Origin of the sequence: Sphingomonas rhamnosi, assembly GCF_036663615.1 — a bacterium.
Taxonomy (GTDB): Bacteria; Pseudomonadota; Alphaproteobacteria; order Sphingomonadales; family Sphingomonadaceae; genus Sphingomonas.
On record NZ_JAXOJJ010000001.1, the window covers coordinates 458,303 to 475,441 of the forward strand.

The window sequence follows — 17,139 nt, forward strand, 5'->3', positions numbered from 1 at the left end:
GAACCCGCACGCGATGCAGCATCTGATGCCGCTCGCCGGCCCGCGGGACTCGAGCAACCTGTTCGCGGCGCTCGAGCAGCACGCACCGGAGGTGCGCAGCATCGTGGCAGACTTCGCACCGGCGACGGGTCGGGTGTGCGACGGTCATCGCATATTCGTGGATCTGGGATCAGGACGCGGTGCCAAGGGCCCGACGGTAATCGCGTGCACCATCGTAAAGCTAGGGCCAGACAGGCTGATGGCGACACTGACGGACATCAGCCAGCAGGTCGTTCAGGAACAGCGATTGCGCCAGGCGGACACGTGGTTTGCGACCTTGCTCGACGGCATCAACGACTATGCGGCCCTGGAAATCACCCCCGAGGGGGACATTGTTTCGGCCGATCCCGGCTTCACGCATCAGACCGGTTACGACAGCATCGCCGCCATCGGTTGCAACCTTGGCGTGGTTCTCGGCCACGAGGCCCAGGGCGGCAATTTGCGGCTCGACGAGCAGCTCGTGGTCGCCAAGCGCGACGGATGGCATCTCCAGGAAGGGTGGCAGCTGCGCGCGAACGGCGAACGCTATTGGTGCCAACGTCTGGTGGTGGCTCGGTCCGACAACGACGGCTCGAATTTCGCGGGCTTCTCCGTCGTCCTGCGCGACGTGCCGCGACGCGAGGCCGCGACCGAAGACCTGCGGCGCCTGCTGACGCGAGACCATCTGACGGGAGCCGCCAATCGACGCCATTTCCGCCAGACGCTGGAGCGCGAGCTGACGCATTGGCGCGAGCTGCGTCAGCCGCTGTCGTTGATCATGCTCGACCTCGATCACTTCAAGACCGTCAATGACATGCACGGGCACCCGGTCGGCGATCTGCTGCTGCAGCGCATCACCACGGCGTGCACCGAGATGCTTCCGCCACGATGCCTGTTCGCGCGCTTGGGGGGCGAAGAGTTCGGCGCCCTGCTCCCGCGGTTCGATCTCGCGCAGGCCATCGATCTCGCCGAAGACTTGCGCGAAGCCATTGCCACACTCGAAATCCAGGCGCCGAGCGGGCCGCTATCGGCAACGGCGAGTTTTGGCTGTGCAACGCTGGACGAAGCAGAGGGATCGATCGACGTGCTCATCGCGCTGGCAGATCAGCGATTGTACAATGCCAAGCATGACGGACGAAATCAGGTCTTCCATCCCAGCACCGATGCCGCCTGACGCGCTGATGCTGCAGCGCTCCGCCGTCCACCGCGTCGCTTGCGCGGTGGTCGCTGCCGAGGTGCGGCGCATCCGGGAAACCGAACTGCCCGAGGCATTACGGTACGATTGGCCCGACGCGGTGCCGATCGGGGCAACCGGCCTGGGCCTCGATTCGCTCGAACAGCTTGGCGCGGTCGGCGCGCTTGCCGAGACGTTCGATCTCGATGACGGTATGCTGGGTGCCGAGCGGGCGCAGACCGTCGGCGACTGGGTCGACTGGGTCATGAAGGCGCACCGATCGCGCGCCGGACGCATCTGCGTCAGAACGTCGGGTTCGACCGGCGCGCCCCGCCTGTGCGCGCATTCCGTCGCCGATATCCTTGATGAAGCGGCGCTCTGGGCCGAACGGTGTGCGGACCGGCGGCGCGTGGTTGCGCTGGTGCCGGCGTCCCATCTGTACGGCATGATATGGACCGCGGTGCTGCCCAGTCTGCTCGGCGTTCCCGTGCGCCGCGCGACCGTCGGCCTATCCATGGGGCTTGCAGCGGGCGATCTGGTCGTCGCGGTGCCCGAGCAGTGGGAGGCGCTCCTGCGCCTGATGCGGCGGTTTCCGGAAGGCGTGGTCGGGGTCAGCTCGGCAGGGCCGCTCGACGATCGGCTTGCACGGAATTTGATCGCGGCGGGCCTGACCCAGCTGATCGACGTCTACGGTTCCTCCGAAACAGCGGCAATCGGCACGCGCATCGTGCCTTCGAGCGACTATGACCTCTTGCCGCGGTGGACGATGACCGCACGCGGCGAAGGCGACTGGCAATTGGTCGACCGCACCGGAACCACTGCGGATTTTCCCGACTATATCGAACGCACCGGCGAACGGTCGCTGCGGCCCGTCGGCCGACGCGACGGTGCGGTTCAGGTCGCGGGCCACAATGTCTGGCCCGAACGCATCGCGCAGCTGCTCCGTGATTCGGACGGCGTCGCCGAGGCCACCGTTCGGCTAGGCGCCACCGGCCGATTGAAGGCGTTCATTGTGCCGCTCGCGGGACAGGATCCCACAACGCTTGCCATTGATCTCGAACGTGCCGTCGCGCACCTTGCTGGACACGAACGTCCGAAGAGCTTTCGGTTCGGCAGCCGGTTGCCGCGCAACGGCATGGGCAAGCTCTGCGACTGGGCCTAGGCCCGACCTTGCGCGATCGGCACCGTCGCCCGTGCTGCTAGCGCTGCGTCTTCAGCGGCGCCTGGGTGGGCTTGGCATCGACGGCAGGTTGCTGCACGCGTGAGTAGAAGATCGCCAGCAGGATCGCGGCGAGCATCAGCCCGACGACGATGCCGATAATCATGCCGCGCTGCGGCCGTGGTTCTTTCCGTTCGGTCATCACCGTTCCCTAATTCACCTCGCCAACGGCTTGGTATCGATATGGCTGCGTTCGACCTCTGATATCTTTGCGAAACCGACGTGGCGGGGGTGTTGCGATGCGCGCTCAATCGTCCCGCGTCGCCGCCTGCGCACGCCGCAATCGTCGGCGGACACGGGCGTCGCGCAACAGCGAGACCGGAACCGACGTCGCCGCGCGCAGTCCCGCAACGGTAGAGATGTTGCGGATCGTCCGCCGGGTTTCGCTCAACAGTTCGCCGACCATCTCTCGCCGCTCGATCTCGCCCTGTTCGGACACCAACGTCAGGCGGTGAATGGCGTAGAGCCCGAGCAAGCCGGCTAACAGGAAATAGAAATCCCAACTGGTCAGCGTGATCGGCAGGCTGAACGCGGCTTGGGGGCTGGACCAACGCAGCAGCAGCTCGAGTTTGCGACGGGCAAAGAAATCGGCGAGCAATCCGCCGATGATCGGCGCGAGCCCGGCGGCGACCGCGGTAACCGTGGCGCTCGCGGCAATATAGGCCGTGGCGCTGCCGCGCGGCGACAGCTTGAGCGCGATGTTGGTCGCGGCCAGCGTGACGCCGGCAACCGACGCACCCATGAACAGGTGCAGCACGATCAGCCACAGCTTGACCAGATCACGGTTGCCGATCTGCGACGCGCCGATCATCGCGACAATCGACAGGATATAGACCGGCGCGCAGACCGCGAGCACCGACTTGTTCGCGAACCGGTCGCTGAGCGCGCCCCAACCGCGCAGTGCGAGGATGTTGGCCATCTGGCTGACCACGCTCAGCAACATCACGAAGCTGACGTCGAACTGCAGCTGGCGGACGATGAACACGGTGAAGAACGGCGTCGCCAGATTGACCGCGAACTGCCAGCTGCCGACGAACACCAGCAGCCGCGCGAAATTGAGGTCGCGCAACGGCTGGCGCACCAACGCGATCAGCCGGACCGGGCCGCCCGGTGGCGGCATCAGCGGTTCGGGCATGGCCGCGACGATCTGCGCGCTGATCAGCCCGGTGACGCAACCGAGGACGAACATTCCGGCAAAGACGGCGTCGCGCGTCGTGGAGTGCTCGCCGGTCAGATCGAGCGCGAGCGCGGCGGCGAGCCCGAGCACCAAATTGATCGCGGTCAGCCAGACCGTGCGCTTGGCGAACACGTCGCCAAGCCGGTTCTCGGGCGCCAGATCCCGCATCCACGCATTCCACGCGCAGGTACCCACCGCCCCGAGCGCGCACAGCACGATCTGCGCGCCGAGAAAGACCAGCAACGGAGTCATGCCCGTGAAGAAGGCGGTGCCCGCCATCACCGCGAGCATCAGCCGCCCCGCGATACTGGTCAGCACGGCGATGCGCTTGCGCTGGCGGATACGCTCGACGAGCAGGATGGTCGGCAGCTGCAGCAGCTGGGCGAGGAACGGCGCGCTGGCGAGCACGCCGATCATCATGTTGGACGCGCCGAGATGCAGCGCGAACGCGGTCAGGATCACGCCCGTCGTCAGCGCCGCGCCGCTTCCGGAAAACGCCGCCTCGACGACGAGCAGACGCAGGCCCCGTGCGACGTCGTCTTCGCTGAGCCGGGGCTGAGGGTCGAGACTCACCGGCGGCGCCACCGGCGCGCGCCGATCCTGCGGCGCGTCACGAGATCGCGATCGCCACGAATACCGCCCCGGTCTGCGCCTTCGCGTCGGCGGTCTCGAAGGCCTGGTTGATATCCGCCAGGTCGAAGCGGTGGGTGATGAGGCTGGCGGCGTCGAGCTTACCGCTGGCGAGCAGTTCCAGCACCATGCCCTGTTCGGGATAGATGTCGTGGAACGCGAAGCTCGCGCTCATGACGATCTCGATTTCCGACATCTGGATCCGTTGCCATTCGAGCGGGATCGCGATCTCGCCCTTGTCGAACCCACCGACGACGACGACCTTGCCGCCGCGCCGTGCGAGCTTGGTCGCGAGCGGCAGAGTATCGGGCATCGATTCACCGCCAGCGCATTCGAAACAGACATCGACGCCGCGCCCGTCGGTGAACGCCATCACTTGGGCGACCAGATCCTCGTCGTCGGTGTTGACGACGACGTCGGCGCCGAGCGTCTTGGCGAGATCGAGCGAACTGCCGACGCGGTCCGCGATCAACACGTCGGCACCGCTGAGCTTGGCGAGCTGCAACTGGCCGAGCCCGATCGGTCCCGACCCGATGATCGCGATCTTCTGATTGACGCCTACGCCCGCGCGGTGGTGCGCATGCAGACAGACCGAGAAGGTGTCGATCAGCGCGGCTTCCTCGAAGCTTACATGATCGGGCAGCTTGTAGAATTTCTGCTCCGGGCCGCAGACGAACTCGCCGTACGCCCGCGACACATATTTCGTCCGTACGTCGTACAGATGCTCGCAGATATTGTAGCGCTGAATCCGGCAATAGTCGCAAAGATCGTCGCCCATCACGGTTTCGATGACGACTCGGTCGCCGGGCTTCACCGTCGTGACATCAGCGCCCACCTCGACCACTTCGCCCGCCAGCTCATGGCCGACGATGTGGCAGGCCAGTTCGGGCTCGGCCTTGTTCCAGTGGCGTAAATCCGTGCCGCAGATCCCCGCGACGCGCACGCGCGCGAGCACGAAATTACCGGCGGGAATGATCGGCCGATCGACTTCGGTGACCTCGAACCGGCCCTCGGCAGTCTTGAGAGCGGCCTTCATCAGCTGGTCTTCTGCACGCGCGGTTCGATCCGCAGGTTGACGATGTCGGCGCGCTCGGAGCGAGTCAGCGCGAACAGGATCGTGTCGGCGACCTCGTGGGCGTAGAGCATCTTGTGATCCTCGACCGCTTGGGCCTTCTCGTCGTCGGTGCATTCCTGCATCGGCGTGGAAACAGACCCCGGCTGGATCACGCTGACCTTAATGTTCTTGGTCGCGACTTCCTTGCGCAGCGTCTCGGCGAACGCCTGGATACCCGCCTTGGTCGCGGAATAGACGCTCTCGCCCTCCGCCTTGATCTCGGTGCTGATCGACCCGACGAACAGCAGATGTCCGCTACCCTGTGCGTCCATGCGCAGGATCGCGCGGCGTGCCGCCGCCATCGTGCCGATCAGGTTGGTTTCCACCACATAGCGCCAGGCATCCTCCTCCATCTCGTGCACAGGCTCGGCGCCGAGCGCGGCACAGGTCACGAGGATGTCGATGCCGCCGAACGTGTCGTCGATCGCAGCGAACACGCTGTCCATGTCGTCCTTGCTGGTGACGTCGGCGATCATGCCATCGACGCTGCCGGATCCCCCGCCCGCTTCCGAGAGCGCGGCGTCGAGCCCGGGCTGGTGACGACCGAAGGTGAACACGTGGGCATCCTCCGCGACGAGTTGTGCAACGGTCGCAAGGCCGATCCCGGTGGTCCCGCCGGTGACGAGGATCCGTTTGCCCTTGAGGCTGGTATGGTGGCGCATGATTATTCCCAGGTCAGAACGAGACGGCCGCTGGCGGGCACGCGATAGGCGACGCGGTCGTCGGTGATGTCGCGCGCGCGCAACGCGTCGCCGCCGACGGTCGCGAGCCGGATCTTGCCGAGCTTGCGGCGTTTGAGGCGCACCAGGCTGAACGCCGCGGTGCAGGTCTCGCCGCCGTCGAGCGTGATCGTCAGCGCACGGTCGCCGGTCCGCTCCATCGCGCGCACGAAATGGTCGCAATAGAGCCGGAACGGCGCGTCCTCGACATGGTGGAACGCACGCGTCGCGAAGATGAACGCCGCGCCCGCGCCATAGACCTCCTGGCCGACCTGACCGGCGAGCTGGCCGTCGGTGTAGAGGTCCTCGAGCGGGAACGAGAGTTTGCGGTCGATATGGCCGTTGCTCTCGCGCTGCTTGGGCGAGACGCTCTCGGGCGGCAGCGCGTCGGGGTAATAAGACCAGGCGCGGCTGAGCGCGTAGCGGCAGAATTCCGAGATCAGCATGCGCGCGGCGGGTTCGAGATCGGGACCGCTGTCGGTCAGGTAGCGCTCGAACGCGGTGAACGAATCGAAGCATTCGTAGATCGCCATGTACGGCGCATCCTGCAGGCAGGTGACCGCCAGGAAGGTCGAATAGTCCTTCGCGTGCCCGAGCTCGCTCTCCCAGATCGAGCAATTGTGGAAGAAGCTGCCGAGATAGACGTAGCTCTGCTCGAGATAGACCTGGCGGTTGGTGATCCGCCACAGCCGCATGCACGCCGCCGCACCCCAGGCGGTCAGGTTCGCCTGGTAGTTGACGTCGAAGCGCAGACCCATCGCCGCGTCGATCGCGCGCTGCGCCTCGTCGAGATAGCGCTGTTCGCCGGTCAGCTCGAACGCCTGCAGCATCACCCAGGCATAGATGCCGCCGACATCGGTCTGCCCGCGGCCATCCGCGTCGGCGCATTCGGTGATGATGCTGAAATCGGTGACCTTGTACTGGACCGGCCATTTATAGTCGAAATGATGCGCCGCCTTGATGCCGAAATCGAGCGACTTGAGCAGCAACGTCCGGGCCTGCGCGTCGCCGTCGAGCGCGAGGATGCCGAGGTTGAGCATCGGGTGATAGAGATACCAGCTGTCGACTGCATCGGCGTCCTTGTCGTCGCCGACATTGGGCAGATAGCGGCGCAGCGACTTCAGCTTGGGATCGTAGAATTTCTCCAGCCCTGCCTTGAATTCCGCCTCCAGCGGATGCGGCTCGCGCGTCCATTTGCCCCAGTCATGGATCGCGGTGACGATCGACATCTGGACCATGATGTCGGGATATTCGGCCGCGGTGTAGGGATGGACGTAGCGGTAGCCGTAATGCGCGATCGTCGCCTCGGGCGCGGTATCGAGATCGCGGAGCGTGTCCTCGGACCGCTTCACCCAGTCGCGATACGTGACATTGGGCAGCGCGATCATCTTGTACGCGACGCCGAGCATCTGGAGGAACTGGCGGGCGGATTCGCGCTCGTGCGGCGGCGCGTCGTGGCGGAACACCAGGATCGCGTCGGACAGCGTGACCTCGACGCCAACTTCGAACGCGCCGGTCGGCGGCGTTTCGGTCTGGTCGGGCGTCGGCGCCAGATAGCCGAGCTCGGGCCAGGTGCCGCCGACCGCCTCGTCGGGCTTGGTACCGGTCGCGTGGTAATAGGCGTTGAGCGCGGTCAGGTTCTGGAAATACAGGATGTTGCCGAAGCCCGGCTCGTCGACGCGGAAATACAGCACGCCGGAATTGAGACCACGCTGGATCGCCTCGACGGTGCCCTTAGCACCCAGCGGATCGTCGTTGGCGTCGAGCGGAAACACGTCGCGCGGCACGAACGGCGGCAGCATCCGCATCTTTGGCGTAAAGCGCACCGTAATGCGCAGGCTTTCAAGCGCGTCGGCACCGCCGCGAACGATCACGAGGTGTTCGCCGACCGCGCTGCTGATCCGCAACCGGGCAAGATCCCCGTCGGACGGCGTCACTGCCTTGCAGTCGAAATCGCCGAGGAGATAGGCGGCACGCACCGCCAGGCCGCCCTGGCCCGGTCGTCGAACGATCGCCCAGACCGAGTCGCCCGCCGCTTGCAGATCGACCGTCAGACCGCCGAGCGTCAGATGCTTGAGCGCCTTGCCGGTGCTTTTACACGCCTGCCGGGCCGCCAGCACATAGGCGCTGACCCCCGTCGTTTCGGTACCATCCGTAGTCGTCGTCATTGCCCACGCCTCACCTTGCGCCCCTTAGCGCGTGACCCGACAACGAGCGTTTCTCGACCGGCGTTCCCGAAACGGCGGTTTCGTTAATGCAGGTTATACTGGATTCTGGCGGGTGGCGTTCGGCCGGTTCACGCCGACGGCGGATTGAGCAACGGGGCGTGGCGGTCGACCAGAATCGCGCTGGCCTGGTTGAGGCCGATCACGTCGACGGCGATCCCGTGGCGGCGCATCTTGCCGACGACGACGTCGAGCGTGCCGACCGCGGTGACGTCCCACAGATGCGCCGCGGTCAGATCGATGCGGACGTTCGCGGCGGTGTCGCGCAGGTCGAACCGGTCGGCGAAGACGTCGGCGCTGGCGAAGAAGACCTGGCCCGTCACGGCATAGGTCCGGGTGTCGCTCGCTTCGTCATAGGCGTCGGTCACGGTCATCAGCCGCGTGACCTTGTAGGCGAAGAACACGCCGCTGAGCAGCACGCCGACCGCGACGCCGGCGGACAGATCGTGCGTCGCGACCGTCACCGCAACCGTCGCGAGCATGACCACGCCCGACACCTTGGGATGCCGCACCAGATCGCGCAGCGAACTCCACGAGAAAGTGCTGATCGACACCATGATCATGATCGCGACCAGCGCCGCGACCGGGACCTGCGCTACCCAGGGGCGCAAGGGCACCATGACGACGAGCAGGAACACGCCCGCGACCAGAGTCGACAGCCGGCCGCGACCGCCATAGCGGACGTTGCCGACGGTCTGCCCGATCATGCCGCAGCCGGCGATGCCGCCGAATAGCCCGGCGGCGACATTGGCGAGGCCGAGCCCGGTGCACTCGCGCGCCTTCGAACTCGTCGTCTCGGTCATCTCGTCGACCACGCTCGCGGTCATCATCGACTCGAGCAGGCCGACCGCGGCCATCGCGAACGCATAGGGCGCGACGATGCCCAGCGTCCGCCAGTCGAACGGCAGATTGGGGAAGGCGAAGCTCGGCAGCGAGGAGGGCAGCCGGCCGAGATCGGCGACGGTGTGGATCGGCATCGGGAACGCGACGCTGATGCCGGTCAGCACGACGATGCAGATCAGCGGCGAGGGGATCACGCTGCTGATGCGCGGCGCGAGATAGATGATCGCGAGACCCCCGGCGATCATCGCATAGGTGTGCCAGTCGACGCCCAGCATCTGCGGCACCTGCGCCGAGAAGATCAGGATGGCGAGCGCGTTGACGAACCCGGTACGGACCGAGCGCGAGACGAAGCGCAGCAGCACGTCGAGCTTGGCGAGCCCGAACGCGATCTGGAACACGCCGGCGAGCAGGGTCGCGGCGAGTAGATATTGCAGGCCGTGGCTGTGGACGAGCGCGGCGACGACCAGCGCGACCGACCCGGCCGCGCCCGAGATCATCGCCGGGCGACCGCCGGCAAAGGCGATGACGATGCCGATCACGAAGGAGGCGAACAGCCCGACCTCCGGATCGATTCCGGCGACGAAGGAAAAGGCGATGACTTCGGGGATCAGCGCGAAGGTGCCGACCATGCCGGCGAGCACGTCGCGGCGCGCCGCGCCCGCGCTGGTGAACCACTCGGCACGATACCGGGCGAGAGCTGTCATTATCATAGATGTGATCGTCCGCGAAGATCGCATGGACGCGGCCATTGTGCGCGCGTCGAAAACAGGATGCGAAATGCGTTGTCCGGCGGATCGGCGGCCGGAATAGCCACCCGGAATTGCACCGGGTCCTTGCGAATGCGGGTGCCCTAGCGCTTTTGTCGCTGCACCGCAACGCGTTGCTCGGGCCCGGCGTTACGTCGGGATGAGCGATCCCGCCTGGATGTCGAGCGCGATCCGCGCCGCACGCAGCCTGCGCGCGACGACGCGGGGCGAGGCCGGCGCGCGGCACTGCGTGTACGTGATCCTGCTGCACGATCCGCGGCGGCGCGTGCCGTTCGGGCTGTATGTCGGCCAGACCGCGCGCGATCCCGACTGGCGGTTCGACCAGCATAAGGCGGGGTACAAGGCGAGCCGCGCGGTGACGCGGTTCGGCATGCGACTGCTCCCCGACCTGGTCGCGCATCTGAACCCGATGCGGCAATGGGAGTCGCTCGACCTGGAGGCCGCGCTGGCCGAAGCGTTTCGTGACGCCGGCGTTCCGTGGGTGGAGGGCGGTCACTGAACAAGCGCGCGCTCCGGTCGTTCGATGGCTGTGCCTGATATTGCTCCCGTGACTCGTGCCGCCGGCTGGACACCCAAACGCCTGCTGGTGACGCGGTCGGCGCGCGGGTTCGCGCATGGGCGGGCGATCCTCGATCGGGCCGCGGCGCTGGGCGTCGAGATCGTCGAACTGCCGGGCGACCGGCTCAACTTGCCAACCCCGGACGATCCGCGCCGCGCCTATGTCGAGGCCAAAGCGACGCTGGCGGTGGTCGTCGCGCCGCCGTCGAAGCGCAGACTGGAGCCGATCGCGCCGAGCGCCGACTGGCGGATGGACCTGGCGCAAGGGTGCCCGGCGCATTGCAGCTATTGCTATCTGGCGGGCTCGCTGAAGGGGCCGCCGATCACGCGCGTCTATGCCAATCTCGACGAGATCCTGGACGCCGTGCCCGCCTATCTGGGACAGGGCACGGTGACGTCGCGCAACGCCGCGCGGGCGCATGAGGGGACGACGTTCGAGGCGTCCTGCTACACCGATCCGCTCGCGCTGGAGCCGGTGACGGGATCGCTATCGGCGGCGATCGCATGGTTCGGGCGGTCGGCCGCCGCGGCGCAGCTGCGCTTCACCACCAAGTTCGCCGACGTCGCCCCGTTGCTCGCGCTCGACCATGGCGGGCGCACCCGGATGCGTGCCTCGCTCAACCCGCGCGCGTTCGCCCGGTTCGAGGGCGGCACGGCGCCGGTCGCGCAGCGGCTCGCGGCACTGCGGCGGATGGCGCAGGCGGGCTACCCGATCGGGCTGACGATCGCGCCGATCATCGCCGCCGAGGGGTGGCAACAGGCCTATGCCGGGCTGATCGCCGATGCCGCGGCAGGCCTGAACGACCTGCCGGGACTCGATCTGACGGTCGAGCTGATCACGCACCGCTACAATCCGGGATCGAAGGCGGTGCTCGACAGCTGGTATCTGGGCTCGGCACTCGACATGAGCGGCGCCAACCGCGTGACCAAGCGGACCAAGTTCGGCACCGAGAAACAGGTGTACGACGCGGACACGATGCGCAGCCTCCGGCGCTTCTTCGAACGGCAGATCGGCGATATGCTGCCGGCAGCGCGCATACTCTATTGGACCTGATCTCGGGTCAGCAGCAGTTCATGTGCAAGGGGTTAGGACGGCAGCATGCTACGCAACCTGCTTATAGCGGCAGTCGTGATCGCGACCCCTGCCCTAGCCGCCAATCGCGATACGCCTGAGGTTCAACTCAACAAACTCGTCGCCGGTCGCGTGGCGGGGAAACCGGTCAACTGCATCAGCCTGAGCAGTACGCAATCGAGCCAAATCATTGACCGAACGGCGATCGTGTACCGTGCTGGCGGTCGGCTGTACGTCAACGTGCCGCGATCCGGCGCCAACTCGCTAAACGACGACGACATTCTGGTCACCCGCGTGTTCGGTTCGCAGCTTTGCAGCATCGACACGGTCAACCTTGTCGACCGCGCGTCGCGGTTCCAGCGCGGGTTCGTGATCCTCGGGCCGTTCGTGCCCTACGACACACCCAAGCGCGCCAAGTAACCGCGGCGAGCCAGCCTACTGCGCGCTGGGGTCGTCGTTGCCCCCGCCGGACGTATCGTGATCATAATCCTCGGTCCCCGTGCCGCCGCCCGCACCCACACCGCTGCCATGCACTTCGCCGGTCTTTTCGTCGATATAGGCGCGGCGGCCGGCATCGGGCGGAATATCCTGGCCGGGCTGCGCATTGGCCGCAGCCGGGTCGGCCGGGCGGTCGCCGCGGCTGGCACCCACTTCGACATAGCGCGCCGGTGCCTTCGACTGGCTGTCATATTCCTGCCCGGAATAGCCGCCCTCGGTCCCGAGCTCATTGCCACGGAGTTTGGGGTCGCGATCGGTTTCAGGTTTTACAGTCATGTCGTACCTCCAACGCTGGTCTGCGGGGGAAACGCATGGCGCCGCACGAATGTCCGCGGACAGCTGCAGAGCAAATGGTTGATCCGTGTTAACCGACGGGCCTGATCCAGGCCAACGCACGTTCATCCGGGGAGCATGGCCCAACTGGCCGAGCCCTTGATTTCCGGAGACGAACCGATGCGCGCACTTGTTTGGCATGGAAAAGGCGATGTCCGCGTCGACACCGTCAAAGACCCCGAAATCCAGCATCCACGCGATGCGATCATCAAGGTCACCGCCTGCGCGATCTGCGGGTCGGACCTGCATCTGCTCGATGGCTATCAGCCGACGATGCAGGCGGGCGACATCCTTGGCCACGAGAATATGGGCGTGGTCGTCGCGCTCGGGTCCGAAGTCACCAACCTGAAGATCGGCGACCGCGTCGTCGTGCCGTTCACGATCAGCTGCGGCGACTGCTTCTTCTGCCGCAAGGGCCTGTTCTCGGCGTGTGAGCGGACCAACCCCAATGCCGAGATCGCGATCAAGGCGATGGGCCATTCGCCGGCCGGGCTGTTCGGCTTCAGCCACATGCTGGGCGGCTATTGCGGCGGCCAGGCCGAATATCTGCGCGTGCCGATGGCCGATATCGGCCCGATCAAGGTGCCCGACACCGTCACCGACGAGCAGGCGCTGTTCCTGTCGGACATCTTCCCGACCGGTTACATGGCCGCCGAGAACGCGCAGATCGAACCCGGCGATACGGTGGCGATCTGGGGTTGCGGCCCGGTCGGCCAGTTCGCGATCCGCTCCGCGCTGATGCTGGGCGCAGGCCGCGTGATCGCGATCGACGAGGTGCCCGAGCGGCTCGCCATGGCCGAGGCCGGCGGTGCCGAGACGATCAACTTCGCCGAGGTCGACGACGTCTATGACGAGCTGCAGTTCCGCACCAAGGGCCGCGGGCCGGACAGCTGCATCGATGCGGTCGGTGCCGAAGCCGCGGGCCATGGCGCGGTCGACGCGGTGATCGACAAGGTCAAGGCGGCGACGTTCCTGGCGACCGACCGCGTCCACGTGCTGCGCGAGGCGATCATGAGCTGCCGGATGGGCGGCACGATATCGATCCCCGGCGTTTACGTCGGCATGGGCGACAAGATCCCGATCGGCGCGATGATGAACAAGGGGCTGACGATCAAGACCGGGCAGACCCACGTCCAGGCCTATACGGCGCCGCTACTCGCGCGGATCGAGGCGGGCGACATCGACCCGAGCTTCGTCGTCACGCATCCGGCGAGCCTCGAAGACGCGCCGGAAATGTACAAGAAGTTCCGCGACAAGGAAGACGGCGTGATCAAGGTCGTGCTGCGCCCGTGAACGATCCGAGCGAAGGAGTGAGAAGATGACCGACAAGGTTCCGATGCCCGTCAGCGGCAACCCCGAGAGCAAGGGGGCGCCCGACGGCGTCTCCGGCGTGCCGGAGGGCGGTAGCGGCCACGACGTACAGGGCCGCAAGGGCGGCGGCGAAAGCGACGGTGGCGCCTATCCCAACCCGCACACCGGCAAGAAGCCCGAAGGCGGCGGTTTCATGGGTCATGGCGGGCAGACCGAGATGGCCTATTATGGCGGCGGTCAGGCCGGCGAAGGCGGCGATGCCAACGCGCCCAACGCCGTGCGCGGCACCGCCAGCGGCGCCGGCGACGTCGACGGCAGTTCGGGCGTGCCGACCCCGGACCCTAAGGACCGCAACGTCTCGGCGAACGGCCGCACGATCACCGTCGAGGAGACATCGGGCACCGCCGCAGCCGAAGCGACCGGCAAGGTCGGCACCGACGCACCGTACGAGGAAGCGCAGAAGCATCCCGGTTCGGGCTGAGCCATGCGTCTGAAACCGATCGCCGACCAAGTCATGGTCATCACCGGCGCGTCGAGCGGGATCGGTCGGGCGACCGCGCTGATGGCGGCATCGCGCGGCGCGACCGTGGTGGTGGCGGCGCGCGGCGTGGATGCACTCGACGCGCTCGCGGCGGAGATCGCCGCCGCCGGCGGTCGCGCGGTCGTCATCGCGTGCGACGTCTCCGACCCGGCGTCGATCGCGCAGCTCGCGACTGAAACCGTGGCGCAGTGCGGGCGGATCGACACATGGGTGAACAATGCCGGAGTCGCGATCGCCGCACGGCTCGAGGATCTGCCGTTGGCGGACGCGCGGCGGCTGTTCGACGTCAATTTCTGGGGCGTCGTCAACGGCAGCCTCGCCGCGCTGCCGCATCTGGAACGACAAGGCGGCGCGCTGATCAATCTCGGCAGCTTCACCTCCGACGTCGCAGCGCCCTATATGGGGATGTATTCGGCGTCGAAGGCGGCGATCAAGGGCTATACCGACGCGCTGCGGATCGAGCTGAAGATGGACGCGCGCCCGGTGTCGGTGACGCTGATCAAGCCCGCGCCAATCGCGACCCCGGTGCTGGAGCACCAGCGCAACCTGCTCGATCGTCAAGCGACGATGCCGCCGCCCTTCTATCGGCCCGAAGACGTTGCGCGGACGATCCTCTACGCTGCCGAACATCCGGTCCGCGATCTGTTCGTCGGCGGTGCGGCGCGGTTCGGCAGCGTGTTCGGGCAGATGCTGCCCGGCCTTGCCGATGCTGGCGCGGCGCTGTTCGCGCGGCAAATCTTCAAGACGCGCGAGGCCCCGACCGAACGACCGGACAATCTCTACGCGCCCGGCATGCCCGCCACGGTGCGCGGCGACACGCACGGGCATATGCCCCGTCCCAGCCTGTATACGGCGCTCCGGACGCGCCCTCGGTTGAGCGGGGTGTTGGCTGTCGCTGTGCTGGGACTGTGGCGTTTTCAGGCGGTCCGCAGACGGTAGCAGCGGTAGCGCCGAGCCGCGCCCCTAGTCGCCCGCGTCGATCTGCACGCGGGGCGGGATAGGGCGCAGCAGGTCGTCGACGCGCGCGGCCAAATCGACTTGGCGGAACGGCTTGGCGAGGCGCTGGACGTCGGCCGGCACGTCCTCGCCGGTCGACACATAGCCGGTGACCAGCAGCGCCGGGATTTGCACCCCGGTGTTGCGCAGTTCGTAAATCAACTGGCCGCCGGTCATCCCGGGCATCAGATAATCGCTGACCAGCACATCCGCATCGAGCCCCGATCGGATCGCCTCCAGCGCCTGGGTCGCCGACCCCATCTCGACGACCGTATAACCGATGTCGCGCAGCATGTCGGCGGTCGCCGCGCGTACCAGATCCTCGTCGTCGACCAGCAGAACGGTCGCCGCGCGCTGCGCGATGCGCGGCTCGGCGGATTGTTCGTACGTGCCCATCGCGGCTTCGTCGGTCGCGGGCAGCCAGAGTTCGACGACGGTGCCGACCCCGGGCGTGCTCGCCAGAGTCAACGTGCCGCCCGACTGCGCGGCAAGCCCGTGCACCATCGACAGGCCGAGCCCGGTGCCCTTGCCGACGCCCTTGGTCGAGAAGAACGGTTCGGTGGCGCGCGCCAGGGTTTCGGCGTCCATGCCGGTGCCGGTATCGGTCGCGGCGATGCGCACATAACTCCCGGGCTCCAGACCCATCGGATTGCGCGAATCCACCCGTGTCTCGCGGACCGCGAGCGTCAGGCGCCCCCCGCCGGGCATCGCATCGCGCGAATTGATCGCGAGGTTGAGCAACGCGAGTTCGAGCTGATTCGGATCGACGCGCGCGGAAGACAGCTGCGGGGGCACGTCGAGTTCGACCACGATCGAGGGCCCCAGCGAGCGCCGCACCAGATCGACGATCCCGTCGATCAGCGCGCCGATATCGACCGCGCGCGGCTGTAGCGACTGGCGGCGCGCGAACGAGAGCAGCCGCTGGGTCAGAGTCGCCGCACGCTCGGCCGCCTGCAGCGCGCCGCCGATCATCCGCTGCGTGCGCTCGTCGTCCTTGTGGCGTCGCCGGACGAGATCGAGGCTGCCGACGATGGGGGTGAGCAGATTGTTGAAATCATGCGCGACGCCACCGGTGAGCTGACCGATCGCGTCCATCTTTTGCGCCTGCGCCAGCTGCGCGTCGGCGTCCTTGCGGCCGGTGACATCCGAGACGACTCCGGTGATGCGCACCGCCCGCCCCTCCGCGTCGTACCGCACGCGCCCCTTTGCGGCGATCCAGCGATGGCTGCCGTCCGCCGCCGCGATGCCGCATTCGACGTCCAGCACACCGCTGTGAAGCGCGGTTGCGAAGGCGTCTGCAACGTCGGTCCGCTGCGCCTCGTCGACATGCCCCAGGAACGCGTCGACGTCCCAGTGGTCGAGCGGTTCCTGATACCCGAAAATCTCGTCGTGCCGCAGCGTGCGGCGCGCTTCGCCGGTGACGAAGTCGATGTCCCAGCTGCCCATGCCCGCCGCATCGAGCGCGACCTCCAGGCTATCGCGCGCATCCTCAAGCTCCGCGGTGCGCTCAATGACCGCCTGTTCGAGCATGCCCGCCGCGTCGCGGACCTCATATTGTCGCGTCCGGGCCTTGCACGCGGACCGGACGGCGCCGAGCATCGCATCGGCATGCAGCGGCCGTTCGAGCAGCACGACGTTGCCGAGCTCGTCGAGCCGCACGGTCGCCGTCGACGTCCGCGGCGTGCGCGACCCGTTGCCGAGCACGACGAAGGGCAGGTCCGACCAGGCCGGCTGGTTCGCGACCCATTCGGTCAGCGTCTTGGCCTGCGGCGTCGCCACCGCCTCCTCGGTCAGCAGGACCGCACAGACGCCCTGCGACAGTTCTGCGACCAGCGACGGCAGGTCCACGCATATCTCGGACTGGATCGCGTGGCGGGACAACAGATCGGCCGCGACCGCCGCGTCGCGCCCACGCGGCGCGAGGATCAGCACGCGGTCCTTCAT

General features: G+C 67.0%; 16 protein-coding genes and 1 other annotated feature. Of the genes, 8 read left to right on the forward strand and 8 right to left on the reverse strand.

Features of this window, described 5'->3' with window-relative positions; translation table 11 throughout:
* The first annotated feature begins 25 nt into the window (after window positions 1–25).
* Together U1701_RS02215 and U1701_RS02220 are read left to right on the forward strand one after the other, a co-directional pair.
* The gene (locus tag U1701_RS02215; protein WP_332780893.1) at window positions 26–1,192 is read left to right on the forward strand and encodes a GGDEF domain-containing protein; all 1,167 of its coding nucleotides are present in this window, start codon (window positions 26–28) and stop codon (window positions 1,190–1,192) included.
* Window positions 1,182–2,354: an AMP-binding protein gene (locus U1701_RS02220; RefSeq protein WP_332780894.1), complete on the forward strand. Its 1,173-nt coding sequence runs from the start codon at window positions 1,182–1,184 to the stop codon at window positions 2,352–2,354. Before U1701_RS02215 ends, U1701_RS02220 begins: the two co-directional genes overlap by 11 nt.
* 37 nt (window positions 2,355–2,391) lie before the next feature.
* Here U1701_RS02220 and U1701_RS02225 read toward each other — a convergent pair whose 3' ends face one another.
* From U1701_RS02225 to U1701_RS02250, 6 genes are all read right to left on the reverse strand, one after another.
* Complete coding sequence (locus U1701_RS02225) at window positions 2,392–2,553, reverse strand: hypothetical protein (RefSeq protein WP_332780895.1); 162 nt, start codon at window positions 2,551–2,553, stop codon at window positions 2,392–2,394.
* Between the two features lie 105 nt (window positions 2,554–2,658).
* Window positions 2,659–4,161 (reverse strand): MFS transporter, encoded by a 1,503-nt coding sequence (locus U1701_RS02230; RefSeq protein ID WP_332780896.1) that lies wholly within the window; start codon window positions 4,159–4,161, stop codon window positions 2,659–2,661.
* A 37-nt stretch (window positions 4,162–4,198) separates the two neighbouring features.
* A complete protein-coding gene (locus U1701_RS02235; protein ID WP_332780897.1) occupies window positions 4,199–5,254 on the reverse strand; it encodes a zinc-dependent alcohol dehydrogenase in 1,056 nt (351 codons plus the stop codon).
* The gene (locus U1701_RS02240) at window positions 5,254–5,994 is read right to left on the reverse strand and encodes an SDR family oxidoreductase (RefSeq protein WP_332780898.1); all 741 of its coding nucleotides are present in this window, start codon (window positions 5,992–5,994) and stop codon (window positions 5,254–5,256) included. Before U1701_RS02240 ends, U1701_RS02235 begins: the two co-directional genes overlap by 1 nt.
* Before the next feature lie 2 nt (window positions 5,995–5,996).
* Window positions 5,997–8,219 carry a hypothetical protein gene (locus tag U1701_RS02245; protein ID WP_332780899.1) on the reverse strand — a complete coding sequence of 741 codons (2,223 nt, stop codon included), beginning with the start codon at window positions 8,217–8,219 and terminating at the stop codon, window positions 5,997–5,999.
* Window positions 8,220–8,347: 128 nt separating this feature from the next.
* On the reverse strand, window positions 8,348–9,829 hold the full coding sequence (locus U1701_RS02250) for a SulP family inorganic anion transporter (RefSeq protein WP_443025978.1): 1,482 nt from the start codon (window positions 9,827–9,829) through the stop codon (window positions 8,348–8,350).
* Window positions 9,830–9,899: 70 nt separating this feature from the next.
* Window positions 9,900–9,955: a sequence feature (sul1 is cis-regulatory element that is thought to sense ions involved in sulfur or methionine metabolism; They are found in Alphaproteobacteria), on the reverse strand.
* A 70-nt stretch (window positions 9,956–10,025) separates the two neighbouring features.
* Here U1701_RS02250 and U1701_RS02255 point away from each other — a divergent pair.
* The 3 genes from U1701_RS02255 to U1701_RS02265 are packed head-to-tail and all read left to right on the forward strand — an operon-like array spanning window position 10,026 to window position 11,936.
* Window positions 10,026–10,385, forward strand: coding sequence for a GIY-YIG nuclease family protein (locus U1701_RS02255; protein WP_332780901.1), 360 nt, complete (start codon window positions 10,026–10,028; stop codon window positions 10,383–10,385).
* Window positions 10,386–10,433: 48 nt separating this feature from the next.
* Window positions 10,434–11,498: an SPL family radical SAM protein gene (locus tag U1701_RS02260; protein ID WP_332780902.1), complete on the forward strand. Its 1,065-nt coding sequence runs from the start codon at window positions 10,434–10,436 to the stop codon at window positions 11,496–11,498.
* 45 nt (window positions 11,499–11,543) lie between these two features.
* Window positions 11,544–11,936 (forward strand): hypothetical protein, encoded by a 393-nt coding sequence (locus U1701_RS02265; protein WP_332780903.1) that lies wholly within the window; start codon window positions 11,544–11,546, stop codon window positions 11,934–11,936.
* A 15-nt stretch (window positions 11,937–11,951) separates the two neighbouring features.
* Here U1701_RS02265 and U1701_RS02270 read toward each other — a convergent pair whose 3' ends face one another.
* Window positions 11,952–12,290, reverse strand: coding sequence for a hypothetical protein (locus tag U1701_RS02270; protein WP_332780904.1), 339 nt, complete (start codon window positions 12,288–12,290; stop codon window positions 11,952–11,954).
* A 177-nt stretch (window positions 12,291–12,467) separates the two neighbouring features.
* Between U1701_RS02270 and U1701_RS02275 the strand changes: the two genes are divergently transcribed.
* From U1701_RS02275 to U1701_RS02285, 3 genes are read left to right on the forward strand one after another with little or no spacing between them, the layout of a single operon-like run.
* Window positions 12,468–13,640, forward strand: coding sequence for a zinc-dependent alcohol dehydrogenase (locus tag U1701_RS02275; protein ID WP_332780905.1), 1,173 nt, complete (start codon window positions 12,468–12,470; stop codon window positions 13,638–13,640).
* Window positions 13,641–13,665: 25 nt separating this feature from the next.
* Window positions 13,666–14,139, forward strand: a complete 474-nt coding sequence (locus U1701_RS02280; protein WP_332780906.1) for a hypothetical protein — start codon at window positions 13,666–13,668, stop codon at window positions 14,137–14,139.
* A 3-nt stretch (window positions 14,140–14,142) separates the two neighbouring features.
* Window positions 14,143–15,138 carry an SDR family oxidoreductase gene (locus U1701_RS02285; RefSeq protein ID WP_332780907.1) on the forward strand — a complete coding sequence of 332 codons (996 nt, stop codon included), beginning with the start codon at window positions 14,143–14,145 and terminating at the stop codon, window positions 15,136–15,138.
* A gap of 24 nt (window positions 15,139–15,162) precedes the next feature.
* Here the strand turns inward: U1701_RS02285 and U1701_RS02290 are convergent, their stop codons facing one another.
* The gene (locus U1701_RS02290) at window positions 15,163–17,139 is read right to left on the reverse strand and encodes a PAS domain-containing hybrid sensor histidine kinase/response regulator family protein (RefSeq protein ID WP_332780908.1); all 1,977 of its coding nucleotides are present in this window, start codon (window positions 17,137–17,139) and stop codon (window positions 15,163–15,165) included.

Coding starts and splice junctions, on each gene's coding strand:
- U1701_RS02240 (WP_332780898.1), bottom strand. CDS start 5,994: ATGCGCCACCATACCAGCCTCAAGGGCAAACGGATCCTCGTCACCGGC.
- U1701_RS02235 (WP_332780897.1), bottom strand. CDS start 5,254: ATGAAGGCCGCTCTCAAGACTGCCGAGGGCCGGTTCGAGGTCACCGAA.
- U1701_RS02245 (WP_332780899.1), bottom strand. CDS start 8,219: ATGACGACGACTACGGATGGTACCGAAACGACGGGGGTCAGCGCCTAT.
- U1701_RS02285 (WP_332780907.1), top strand. CDS start 14,143: ATGCGTCTGAAACCGATCGCCGACCAAGTCATGGTCATCACCGGCGCG.
- U1701_RS02225 (WP_332780895.1), bottom strand. CDS start 2,553: ATGACCGAACGGAAAGAACCACGGCCGCAGCGCGGCATGATTATCGGC.
- U1701_RS02275 (WP_332780905.1), top strand. CDS start 12,468: ATGCGCGCACTTGTTTGGCATGGAAAAGGCGATGTCCGCGTCGACACC.
- U1701_RS02280 (WP_332780906.1), top strand. CDS start 13,666: ATGACCGACAAGGTTCCGATGCCCGTCAGCGGCAACCCCGAGAGCAAG.
- U1701_RS02255 (WP_332780901.1), top strand. CDS start 10,026: ATGAGCGATCCCGCCTGGATGTCGAGCGCGATCCGCGCCGCACGCAGC.
- U1701_RS02220 (WP_332780894.1), top strand. CDS start 1,182: ATGCCGCCTGACGCGCTGATGCTGCAGCGCTCCGCCGTCCACCGCGTC.
- U1701_RS02270 (WP_332780904.1), bottom strand. CDS start 12,290: ATGACTGTAAAACCTGAAACCGATCGCGACCCCAAACTCCGTGGCAAT.
- U1701_RS02250 (WP_443025978.1), bottom strand. CDS start 9,829: ATGATAATGACAGCTCTCGCCCGGTATCGTGCCGAGTGGTTCACCAGC.
- U1701_RS02290 (WP_332780908.1), bottom strand. CDS start 17,139: ATGAAGGACCGCGTGCTGATCCTCGCGCCGCGTGGGCGCGACGCGGCG.
- U1701_RS02215 (WP_332780893.1), top strand. CDS start 26: ATGCCGCTCGCCGGCCCGCGGGACTCGAGCAACCTGTTCGCGGCGCTC.
- U1701_RS02265 (WP_332780903.1), top strand. CDS start 11,544: ATGCTACGCAACCTGCTTATAGCGGCAGTCGTGATCGCGACCCCTGCC.